Genomic DNA, 11,581 nt, shown 5'->3' with positions numbered 1-11,581 from the left:
ATTCTCAGATAGTAACACGTTGTTTTTGTGTTTTGTGGGTTTTATCTGACTTTGCACACTTTAGGTTCCTATGACATTTTTTCAAGTGTTGGAATATGGGTTTTTGATGTCAAAACACGTATTTATTGCCAGGGTGTAAAAAATTTAAACAGAACACTGAAAAAAGGTTGTCGACACGGAGGGCAATGCGTTATTTTTGCGGAATTTCAGGAATGACGGCATCTTGTACGCGGGCTGACGACGTGCTTGTTGCAGGATATTTTGACTGCGATGATGCAAGAAAATGATTTACAAAGAAAATACCGAACAAAAAATGGGTATGCGAGTCAAAAGATGTGGGATTTATAAAAAACCCACATTTCCCTGCGGTCTGTCCACAGAATGGTATTTCTGGAATACGCCGTTATAAACCGTCATTTCAAAATTTAAATCGACGCGCTAATGCGCGAAGAAAAACCCAGGAAAACGACAATTTAGTGACAGGTTGTATATATAAATAGCAACCCACCTTTAACGGCCACGTTCCGCCTGGCAGCACCCCTCAGGAATCCTCACTCCCAGATTCCGCCACCCGAACCCCTCACCGGGATTCTGGGGCGCAGATTTCGCGGCATAGAAAAAGCGACCGGGAACCCTCCCGGTCGCTTTCTATCGAACATGCGCTACGCGTTAATGCCCCACATATCCCGCGCCAGACGCGCAATATGAATCGTCAAATACGTCAACTCATCACGAGTCAGGCTCTGCTTCAGCTGCATCTGCAGTACCAACAAAACCTTCTGCGCACACGCGTAGGCACGCGGTGCATCCTCACGAAGAGCCGCCAACAAACTCGGCTGCGACACCTCATCTGCATCCTCCGCGCGATTCGCGGAGGCGCGGCTCGCCCGCACAAACAGGTACCGCAGGTGCGTCACAAAACGTGCCGCACTCATCGAATCCGGGTCGATCTTCCGCTCGTAGCTTGCCTCAATAATTTCAAAAACCTGCGCGAAAACCTCGGTCATGCGGAATGCCTGAGACATATCCGCCGTCGCAAATTGCGCGTTGACCAGGTGCAACGCCAGGGGGATAGCCTCGTTCGGGTCCAGTTCAACCTGCAGGCGCTCGCGAACCATTTCCAAAACCGTGCGGCCGTACTCCACCTCGCGCGGGTAGAGGACAGTCACCTCCGGGGCGAGCGGATACTGCACCCGCACCCCGTCACGCGCACGAACCACCGCATAGTGCAGGTGATCAGCCAGCGGAAGAATAAACGAGTTCGACAGCTCCAGTGCACCCTCGGCGCGCACCTTCGACTCCAAAAGTGTGGCAATCGACAGAATCTCCGCCGGAATCTCAGACAGGGTCATGCTCAAGCGCTCACCCGACATGCCCTGCTCCGGCACAAACGTCTGCTCCACCGCAGACGGGTCAATCAGCTGACCCTTACGCTTACCAAAAGCAATGCCGCGACCAATCATCACGGACTCCTTGCCGTAATGATCCACCGTGAGGACAACATTATTGTTATAAATACGGCTAATGCGCATGTGTCCTCCTCTGCGGGTGTCGGGGCGCCTGTGTCGGGGTGGCACACTGAAACGATAAAAGGCGATTGAGCATCACCTAAGCTACTACAAATTTTACCGAAAGATTGAACCCGTATAGAAGGGGTAACGCGCGTGGTTGGGATAATGGGCGGCGCGAAACTGTGCCCCAGCTGTGACGCGGGCAAGCATTCCATAAGTTTGCGGCTGAAAACCGGCTCCCGCCTCACCGCGAACCCTAAATCGCGATACTCTTAACCACATGAGCAGCAAAGCAACCGAAATCGCAAAGAACCTTCCCGTGCTAGAGCACCCGGACGGTAGCCCCATCCGCGCCCTCGTCGTTGACGATGAGGAAATGCTCAAAGAACTCGTCAGCATGGGTCTGAAAATGATCGGCTGGGATGTGCAGTCCGCCGGCGACGGCCCCTCCGCGCTCGCGATTGCCCGCGATTGGCGCCCCGACGTGCTCGTGCTGGATATTATGATGCCTGGCTTTGACGGCCTGGAGCTGCTCTCCCGTATCCGTAAGTTCTACCCCGAGGTTCCCTGCCTCTTCCTGACCGCTAAGGATTCGGTTGATAACCGTATCGAGGGCCTTGCCGCAGGCGCTGATGACTACGTGACTAAGCCCTTCTCTATGGAAGAGGTCATGATTCGTTTGCACCGCCTGGTGCAGCGCTCCGGTGTTGCCGCCATTGACGATGCTGAGTTGGTCGTTGGCGACCTGGTACTGAACCAGGACACCCGCGAGGTGACCCGCGGCGGCGAGCAGATCAACCTCACCGCAACCCAGTTCGACCTGCTGCGCTACCTCATGGAGAACGCGAAGCGCGTGGTCTCCAAGAGTCAGATTCTTGATAACGTCTGGAACTACGATTTTGGCGGTCAGGCAAATATTGTGGAGCTGTACATCTCCTATCTGCGTAAGAAGATTGACGTGGGTCGCGAACCGATGATTCACACCGTGCGCGGTGCCGGTTACGTGCTGCGTCCCGCCGTATAGTTTTATTCTCTGCTCTTCATATGGCGCGGTATAACACCCGGTTATACCGCGCCATATCAGTTATATTCCGTATTTCGAATATAGAAAGAAAGGATGCTCGTGGGCTCCTACTCACCAGGTGAACCCGCCTCCCCGGATAACGAAGCAACCCGCCCCCTGCGTGCAGGTACCCCCGCACGAGACGGCGCCGCGCCCTCGCCGGGGAACTTCTTCGTGCGCCTACGCGCCGCCTGGAAGAGCATGAGGAATCCCGAGGCATCCCCCGAAGAACTCGGGTACGTACCCCACCTGCGTTCGCGCCTTATCGCCATCCTCGTGACAGCCCTCGGCATTGCATGCCTCATCATTGGCCTGTCCACCTACGTGACCCTGCAGAACTCCCTCTACCAGCAGGCACAAAGCGACCTCAAAGAAACCAGCCACCGCGTAGTGCAGCCGACCTCCCGAGACGGCAAGCGAGAAGAAGTGGACTGCAGCGACCTGCAGAAGAGCAGCTCCCTCTTTGCGCCCGGTCAGGCGTCCGGAACTATCATCACCTGCGTGGAATCCGAAGGTGCCGTAGAAATCGCAAGCAAGCTCACCAAGGAGGGCACCGTACAAACCCTTTCCGCCAACGACCAGGTAACCCTCGGAACCATGGCACTGAATGCCACTAGGGAAGAAGTCCGAGAGGTCAAGCTGGAATCCGGCCTGTACCTCATCAAAATCACCCCGAAGGCTAATAGCAGCGCCGATGCCCAGGTGGTTGGTATTCCGCTCGCCAACGTACAGCAGACCCTCACCATCTTCGTGATTGTGGTAGCCCTCGGTTCCATCGCCGTGATGGTTGGTGCCGGCGTGGCGGGCTCCTACATTATTCGCGGCACCATGAAGCCTCTGGAGCGAGTCTCCGCGGTGGCAACCGATGTTGCGCACCTGGACCTGGAAGAGCACACCATCTCCTCGGCGGTGCGAGTGGATCCGCGTGATTCCGATCCGCGCACCGAAGTGGGTGCCGTGGGCTACGCCCTCAATCAGCTGCTGGATAACGTGAACTCCGCCCTCGAGGTGCGCGAACGTACCGAACACCAGATTCGCGCCTTCATCGCGGATGCCTCCCACGAGCTGCGCACGCCCCTTGCCGCCATTAAGGGGTACTCCGACATGCTCCGCTGGACCGAGCCGCTCAGTGAATCCGGTCAATCCTCCCTGGCGCGTATCGACTCGCAGACCGAACGCATGTCACGCCTCGTGGAGGACCTGCTGACCCTCGCTCGCCTGGATGAAGGCCGTGAACCCAAATTTGAGCTCGTCGATCTGACTGAGCTGGTGCTTGAATGTACCTCCGACATGCAGGCTGCCGCGCGCACCCACGAATGGCACCTGAACCTACCCGACGAGCCGGTTGAGGTCGTGGCGGATCGATCCCAGATTCAGCGTGTCATCTTGAACCTGCTCTCGAATGCCCGCAAGCACACCGATGAGGGTACGCGCGTGACTGCGGGCCTGGCCGTGGATACTGTACGCCGTGAAGCTGTAGTGACTGTGACCGATAATGGCCCGGGCATTGCCCCTGACTTTTTGCCGAAGATTTTTGACCGCTTCACCCGTGCCGATAAGGCACGCTCCGGTTCGGTTGGAACCACCGGTCTGGGGTTGGCGATTGTGCAGGCGATTGTGCAGGCGCACGGCGGTTCGATTCAGGTGCAGAGTCAGCCTGGGCATACGGTCTTTACGGTGCGTCTGCCTTTGGAGGCGGCGCGCGCCTAATGCGCCTGCTCGGTGGCTTGCTGAGCGGCTCGCTGAGCGGGTAGCCGGGTGAGTGCTCGAGGGGGTGGGGTGTGTTGTGCATACCCCGCCCCTTGGTGCGCGTTTTTGGGGTGTTATAGCGCCCTGACGTGCTAAAACACTAAATTGCTTGTTGAGTAAAGATTAAATCTGCACTTCAAGTTTATTGCCTTGAGTGCAAATATGTGGTGAATCTAACCCCCAAATAGTTACTCCCGGTGAAACATTGCGCGTATTGTAAAAAGCATGGCTAATCTTGTTGAATCCCCCGCAAACATCACGGACAAGCGTTCCGCCCGCAAGGCAGAGAACCGCATCGCAATCGTTGAGGCAGCAGAATCCCTCATCCTCGAGGGCGGCTACGGCGCCCTCAACGCAGAAGCACTCGCAGAACGCGCCGGCGTCTCCCGCCGCACCATCTTCAACCACTTCGCCTCCGTAGACGACGTGCTGGTCACCCGCATGAACCAGTACTTCAACCGCATCTTCGAAGAATGCGACTTCAGCATCTCCGGCGAAAACGCAAGCATGGAAGCCGAAATGCTCTCCATCGCCCGCAACGTCTTCATGAGCAACACCCTCGAAGAGTACATCGCACCCTTCGCACACCTGCTCTACGCCCTCGAAATGGACAGCCCCGCAAAGTTCGAGGAATACTCGCATGTCATCCTCGAGCGCACCTACGACATCTTCCTCGAACAGTACCTCGAGGCATACCCCGACCTGCCCTACCTGCGCGTGGCAGTCTTCGCCTCCAACCTCTCCGAAACCATCGGTGAAGGCGTCTACTACTACCTCACCCGCGCCGAAGAAGTAACCGCCAAGGTCGCAGCGGAAGCCCCCGAAGGCACCCACCCCGAAGCACTCGCCATCGAAGCGATGCGCCAGTGCGTACTCGAGGCACTCGACTACCTGGGCCGTCTGGTCCAGGGCGAATTCGCAAGCTAAGCCCCAAAGCGTTCACGCTCAAAAACTCTCGCTTCGGGCACCTCACCTGCAGGTGCCCGAAGCGGGGTGTTTTTTGCCCAAAAACAGGGCACAGCAATCGCAGTACAGGGCAACCACCGTATTCACACGCACCCAACGCACCAAACTCTTCACTCACTCAACTTCAAAGGAATAATTCATGGCTACATGGCTCTACCGCATCGGTGAAGCCGCCGCCCGCCGTGCCTGGGCTGTCATCCTTGCCTGGGTACTCATCATTGCCGGTGTAGCGGGTGCCTACACCGCGTTCCACGGCAAGCTCAGCAACACCTTCACCATGCCCGGAACGCAGACCCAGCAGCTCTCCGACGAGCTCGCACAGCGCTTCCCGAGCGCCAACCGCGGCTCCGGCCAGATCATTATCACCACCGGCGACGGCACCGCCCTCACCGAAGAACAGAAGCAGGCATTCTCTACCGCGCTGAACAAGCTCACCACCGAGGTGCCCGCCGTGGACGCGGTCACCGACCCGTTCACCACCACCTCCAAGCTTGCCGAAGCGAAAACCCAGCTCGACGAGGCACACACCAAGCTTGGTGCTGCACCCGCCCAGATTGAGGACGGCAAAAAGCAGCTGAACGCCGCCGCCTCTCAGATTGAAGACGGCACCAAGCAGATTGCTGACAACGAGAAGAAGCTCGACGACTCCCAGGCGCAGATTACCGCGGGCCGAAAGCAACTGGATGAGGCGCAGAATCAGCTCGATGACGCCCAGGTACAGCTGAAGGAGGGCTATGCCCAGGCGGAGGCGGCAGGCTCACCCGCCGCCATGATGGAGCAGCTCAATGCCCAGCAGGCGCAGCTGACCGAGCAGCAGAACGCACTCAATCAGCAGCACGATACCTTGATCGAGAGCCAGAAGCAGGTTGACGCGGGTCGCGCAGAAATCGCCTCCAAGAAGGATGAGCTGGCTGAGGGCAAGAAGAAGTTGGACGAGCAGCGCAACCAGCTGCAGAAGACCGAGAGTGAGTTACCGGCACAGCGTGAGCAGCTTGAGCGTCAGCAGAAGCTCTACGACTTTACCTCCGGCTACCGTATGGTCTCTGAGGATCAGTCCACGGCGATTGCGACTGTCTCGTTTAAGAAGAAGATTTACGAGGTGCCTTCCGCTGAATTGCAGAAGGTTATGTCCGATCTCGAGTCGGCGAACCTGCACGGGGCAACTGTCCAGTTCGACGCGAACCTGAGCGAATCTGCGCTTGGCGGCGGCTCGCACACCGGTGAGGTGGCGGGTATGGTCATCGCCTTCATCGTGCTGATGGTTATGCTCGGCACCCTCGTGGCTGCAGGCCTGCCGATCCTGATGTCTCTGGTAGGCGTGGTGGTGGGTGTGCTCGGCACGCTCTCGCTGTCTTCTGTTATCCAGATGAGCTCTACCGCCTACACCCTGGGCCTGATGCTCGGCCTGGCGGTCGGTATCGACTATTCGCTGTTCATTCTGAACCGCTACCGCACGAACCTGCTGAACGGCATGCCGAAGGTCCAGTCGATTGCCCTGGCGAACGGCACGAGCGGTAACGCCGTGATTTTTGCGGCGAGCACCGTGATTATTGCGCTTGTGGCGCTGAATGTGACCGGTATTCCCTTCCTGGGTGTGATGGGTAATGCCGCCGCGTTCTGCGTGGTTGTTGCCGCCCTGATCGCGGTGACGCTCACCCCGGCGGTGCTGTCCCTGGCAGGTACCAAAATCATGTCGAAGAAGCTGTGGGCTTCCATCGATACCCCGCAGAAGATTGCGGAGCGCCGCGCGCAGGATGCCGCCCGCACCGAGAAGCCGAACGGTTGGTTGCGCCTCGTGCTGGCGCGTCCGCTACTGACCCTGGTGGCCGGTACGCTGGCGCTGCTGGCGGTTGCCGCCCCTATGTCTCAGATGCGCCTGGGTCTGCCGGACGCCTCAAATTACCCCTCCGATAGCGCCGCGTACAAGTCGTACGCGCTGGTCAAGGACAAGTTCGGTGAGGGCATGAGCGCCCCGCTGGTTGCGGTCGCGCACACGCCCGCGAATATAAGTGAGGAGCAGGCTCAGCAGGCGCAGATTGATATCGCCTCTGCGGTCAAGGAACGCGGCGGCGCGAACGTGCAGGCTGTGGTTCCCGGCGGTATGACCGATGATCGTACCCTCATGATTTTCCAGGTGATTCCTGCCCACAGTGCAAGCTCCGTGGAGACTGAAGAGCTCGTCCACGAGCTGCGAGCCGTGACCGTTCCGGTTCAGGGCTCTGAGGTGTCTCTCGGCATTGCGGGTCAGACCAGCGGCAATATTGACGTCTCCGAGGTGCTCGCGCAGAAGCTACCCCTGTACCTGAGCGTGGTGATGGGCCTGTCCTTCCTGGTACTGATCCTGGTGTTCCGTTCGATTATGGTTCCGCTGGTTGCCTCGGTGGGCTTCCTCTTCTCGGTGCTGGCGAGCTTCGGCGCCGTGGTGTCGATTTACCAGTTGGGCTTCATGAGCTCCCTCTTCGGCGTGGACCACCCGGGTCCGGTGTTGTCCTTCCTGCCGACCCTGCTCATTGGTATTCTTTTCGGTCTTGCGATGGATTACCAGATGTTCTTGGTGACCGGCATGCGTGAAGCGTACGTGCACGGCAAGGATGCGGCGACTGCCATTGTGAGCGGTTACAACCATGCGGTGCGTGTGGTGGTGGCTGCCGCGATCATTATGATTTCGGTGTTTGGTGGCTTCATCTTTGCTGATTCGACGATGATCCGCCCGATGGGCTTTGGTTTGGCGTTCGGTGTGCTTGTGGATGCGTTCATTGTGCGTATGACGCTGACCCCGGCGATTATGGCTCTGCTGGGCGATAAGGCGTGGTGGATGCCGAAGTGGCTGGATCGCCTCACTCCGAATATGGATGTTGAGGGTGCTGCACTGAGTGAGAATATTCAGCACGAGCGTGAGTCTGCTGCTGCCGACTCGGGTAGCAAGCTCGGGTCAGAGTAAAGTATTAGTGTGCGTTTGTGCGCTACGGCGCACTCTGAAGACTAGTACGAGACGAAAGGGCAGGTGTACGGCGATGAGGAACCGCGCGAGTATCCGACAATGGATAGGAGGCGTTCTGAGCCGTGTGCCTGCCCCTTTTCTTGTCTTTTTGGGAGGCGGTACGGGTGCGCTGTGCCGCGTGCACACTCCCGGCGGCGTGCTGGTGGCGAACCTGCTGGGTTCGTTTACGCTGGGCCTGCTGACGATGGTGTGGAACGCCTACGCGCGCCGTGACGGTGAGGAGCGGATTCATTCGGTCCGTCTGCTCTTTGGTGCCGGCATGATGGGTGGCTATACGACGTATTCGTCGATTGCGGCGGTTTTGGCGCAGACGATTTTTCTGCCGTACACGGTGCATGCTCAATATATGGTGCTGGCTGTGGCGGTGCTGCTGGTGGGTGGTTTGGTTGCCGCCGCGGCGGGCATGCTGACGGGTCGTTTTGTGGCGTCCCGCTTGGTGCCCGCCCGTGATGTTGAGGAGGGCCGCTAATGTTTTTCGCTCTGATGGTTTTCCTGTGCGGCGGTTTGGGTGCGATGACCCGTTTCTTCTTGGATAAGGCGATGTCGCCTCGCCTGCGTACGGAGTCGTCGATTATTAGCCCGGTGTTCGTGATTAACCTGGTGGGCTCGTTCCTGTACGGCCTGCTGATTATGCCGGTGTCTAATCCTCGCGCGCTGGGGGTGCACTATAACGCCACGGATCAGGTGGCGTTCTGGTGCACGGTGATTACGACCGGTCTGCTGGGTGGGTTTACGACGTTTTCGACCGCCATGGTGGAGGCGCTGACCGCCCGCTCTGAGGGCAAGATGGTGAAGTTCCTGATGCTGTGGCTGGTGCAGGTTGTGGGCGCGATGGTGGCAGCTCTGGCGGGTGCGCTCTTGTTTGTGTTGCTGTTTGGTCGGTATATTGCGCCGGTGTTCCCGCCGGATGTTCTGTACTGACGGCGCCGGCTGTGGTGGTGTGCGGGCGCATGTACAGCTTTTTCACAGTTTCGCCTAGGGTGAGCCATAGAGCGGTCTTTTACACTGGTGGTGAACGATATGCGGCGGGTATGAACGGTAACCCGCTATATACCACCGGGAATATATGTTAGAACAGGCATATATATAGGTGGGGTTCATATAACTCACTCTCACGACCTAAGGAACACGCGGCATGCAGGAACTGCTCAGTAAACACATGATTGGCACCTTCGCCATCGAGATTGCGGCGCTTACTATCGCGCTCTCCATTATCGGATTTATTGGTATGCGCCTGCGTGCCAAGAAGACCGGTCGAGCGCACAGCATCCGCCAGTACTTGTTGACCGCGTCTTTTGCGCTGTTCCTTGCTTCTATTCTTTCTCTGACGCTGACCCCGATTGGCTCTTCCAATAGTGTCACGAACCCCGAGCTGTACTACCCGCGTTTCTACGTGGGTTGGAGCTGGCAGCAGGCGTGGGATCTGACTGCCGGCATGGGTTTGCGCCGCTTCGCAACGACCGTGTATGCGCAGCTCTTCTTCAATGTCGCCATGTTCATCCCTTTGGGCTTCTTTACTGCGGGCTGCCTGCGCTGGGGTCTGCGCGCCACGGCGCTGAGTGGCTTCGCGCTGTCGACCTTCATTGAGTTGAGCCAGCTGACCGGCAACTGGGGTCTGGCGGGCTTCACCTACCGCACTTTCGATGTGGATGACATTGTGAATAATACTGCTGGCGCGGTCCTCGGTGCGGTCTGCATCTGGGTGGTGCGTGCGGTTCAGAAGCGCCGCGCGGCTAAGCATGACCGGGCGCTGGCAATGGCTACCGCCGCTGCATAGGAGCTTCTGAAAGTCCCCATGTCCCTGCCGTGAGGTAGACGCAGTGAACCCCTCATTTTCATAACCTGACTCATGTTGTGCAGGTTATGAAAATGAGGGGTTCGCTGTTTTTAGATGAAACCTCGCCGGATAAATCTATTCAGATAAACCCGGCTCGATGAAACCCTAGACAGGGAAGCTCTCGGGCGGGAAGATTACTCGTCCTCGGTCAGCCGGTTCACGACGCGGGTGCTGCGGTTGCCCTTCACCTCTTCGGGGAGCAGAATCGGCATGGAACCGGTCGGCGTGTAGGTTGCCGCACGTGCCGCCGCGGTAGCGTGGGTGTCCTCAAACTCGGGGATAACCTCGGAGCTGGGGGCACGGTACAGGTGGCTATTAGCCCACCACGCGAAGAGCAGAACCGCAATCGCCAGAGCGCTGGAAACGAACAGAAACGGGCTGACCTGACCCTCGTAGTAGAGCTTGAAGAACGCGCCACCCATGAAACCGCCGGCAATCGGGCCGCAGATCGGAACCCACGCGTAGAACCAGCGCGAGGAGCCCTTATCGTGGATGGGCAGCAGGGCGTGCATGAGGCGCGGACCGAAGTCACGGGCGGGGTTCAGAGCGTAGCCGGTCTGACCACCCAGACCGATCACGAGCACTGTGACCATGAAGCCGAAGGCGAGGGGCTTGAGCACATCGTTGAGGTTGAGAGAGAGTTCCACACCGCCGCTGATGGACGGCTTGAAGTTCACGCCGGTGTACAGTGCCGAGAAGACCAGCATGAACGTGCCGATCATTTCGGAGAGGGCGTTGGTGAAGTAGTTGTGAATAGCGGGGACGGTGCCGAAAACGCCAAGCTTAATCTTCTTGTCGGCGGTTGCTTTCCAATGCGGCAGGTAGTTGAGGTAGACCAGTCCGGCGCCGACCATTGCGCCGAGTACCTGGGCGATGATGTAGCCGGGGACCTTCTCCCAGGAGAACTCGCCGAACGCTGCCAGGCCGATGGACACAGCGGGGTTGAGGTGGCCGCCGGAGTAGGCGTGGGAGGCGTAGACGCCGAAGGTGACGGCGAAGCCCCAACCGAAGGCGATGGTGAAGAAGTTGTCGCCGTGGCCTTTGGATCGGCGAAGTTCGACGTTGGCGATGACGCCGCAGCCGATGGTGCACATGATGAGCGTGCCGAGGAATTCGGCGAGGTAGGGGCTGATGGTGTACACGGGGTGTCCTTCAGGTAGTGAACTGCGGGTGGTAAACCGGGATTTGGTCGGGTGCGCAGTGCCGAGCGTGAGGGAGGTGTGGTTTTGTGTGTGGTTATGCCGCCCGAGTGGCGTGTTTAACCTTTGGCATCTATGGAACCCTGAATACCCTAGAAGGGCAATACTTTGGTGTTATTTCACCCTTAGACATAAGCGGTTTTTCGGGTTTTTCGTTTAAAAATAAATGTGGAAGATGAGGGGAAAATCGGGCATAGTCCACACCTTGGACTCACTTCTTCAATTCGCGGTTGAACCCATGGAGAAACTCACGAA

General features: G+C 58.1%; 9 protein-coding genes. 7 read left to right on the top strand and 2 right to left on the bottom strand.

The annotated features are described in order from the left end of the window. Window positions 1-662: 662 nt before the first annotated feature. Window positions 663-1,532: a PRD domain-containing protein gene (locus HMPREF2980_RS01425; protein ID WP_049345980.1), complete on the bottom strand. Its 870-nt coding sequence runs from the start codon at window positions 1,530-1,532 to the stop codon at window positions 663-665. A 259-nt stretch (window positions 1,533-1,791) separates the two neighbouring features. Here HMPREF2980_RS01425 and HMPREF2980_RS01420 point away from each other — a divergent pair, with 259 nt between their 5' ends. The 7 genes from HMPREF2980_RS01420 to HMPREF2980_RS01390 all read left to right on the top strand — a co-directional run bounded on the left by HMPREF2980_RS01420 (window position 1,792) and on the right by HMPREF2980_RS01390 (window position 10,067). Beyond that, window positions 1,792-2,535 (top strand): response regulator transcription factor, encoded by a 744-nt coding sequence (locus HMPREF2980_RS01420; RefSeq protein WP_070689896.1) that lies wholly within the window; start codon window positions 1,792-1,794, stop codon window positions 2,533-2,535. A 93-nt stretch (window positions 2,536-2,628) separates the two neighbouring features. Then, the gene (locus HMPREF2980_RS01415) at window positions 2,629-4,284 is read left to right on the top strand and encodes a sensor histidine kinase (RefSeq protein WP_246823635.1); all 1,656 of its coding nucleotides are present in this window, start codon (window positions 2,629-2,631) and stop codon (window positions 4,282-4,284) included. A gap of 264 nt (window positions 4,285-4,548) precedes the next feature. Beyond that, on the top strand, window positions 4,549-5,250 hold the full coding sequence (locus HMPREF2980_RS01410; RefSeq protein ID WP_049357527.1) for a TetR/AcrR family transcriptional regulator: 702 nt from the start codon (window positions 4,549-4,551) through the stop codon (window positions 5,248-5,250). 178 nt (window positions 5,251-5,428) lie between these two features. Further along, complete coding sequence (locus HMPREF2980_RS01405; protein WP_070689895.1) at window positions 5,429-8,230, top strand: MMPL family transporter; 2,802 nt, start codon at window positions 5,429-5,431, stop codon at window positions 8,228-8,230. Between the two features lie 124 nt (window positions 8,231-8,354). Further along, window positions 8,355-8,759, top strand: a complete 405-nt coding sequence (locus HMPREF2980_RS01400; RefSeq protein ID WP_246823631.1) for a fluoride efflux transporter FluC — start codon at window positions 8,355-8,357, stop codon at window positions 8,757-8,759. Beyond that, the gene (locus HMPREF2980_RS01395) at window positions 8,759-9,211 is read left to right on the top strand and encodes a fluoride efflux transporter FluC (RefSeq protein ID WP_005504159.1); all 453 of its coding nucleotides are present in this window, start codon (window positions 8,759-8,761) and stop codon (window positions 9,209-9,211) included. The genes HMPREF2980_RS01400 and HMPREF2980_RS01395 overlap by 1 nt, the downstream gene beginning before the upstream one ends. Window positions 9,212-9,425: 214 nt before the next feature. Next, window positions 9,426-10,067: a VanZ family protein gene (locus HMPREF2980_RS01390; protein ID WP_049352279.1), complete on the top strand. Its 642-nt coding sequence runs from the start codon at window positions 9,426-9,428 to the stop codon at window positions 10,065-10,067. Window positions 10,068-10,261: 194 nt separating this feature from the next. Here the strand turns inward: HMPREF2980_RS01390 and HMPREF2980_RS01385 are convergent, their stop codons facing one another. After that, complete coding sequence (locus tag HMPREF2980_RS01385; protein ID WP_070688763.1) at window positions 10,262-11,269, bottom strand: MIP/aquaporin family protein; 1,008 nt, start codon at window positions 11,267-11,269, stop codon at window positions 10,262-10,264. Window positions 11,270-11,581 lie beyond the last annotated feature (312 nt).

The organism is Rothia sp. HMSC076D04 (assembly GCF_001814645.1).
GTDB lineage: Bacteria > Actinomycetota > Actinomycetes > Actinomycetales > Micrococcaceae > Rothia > Rothia mucilaginosa.
Note: the sequence above shows the minus strand (reverse complement) of the source record. Positions and strands in the feature narration are given on the sequence as shown.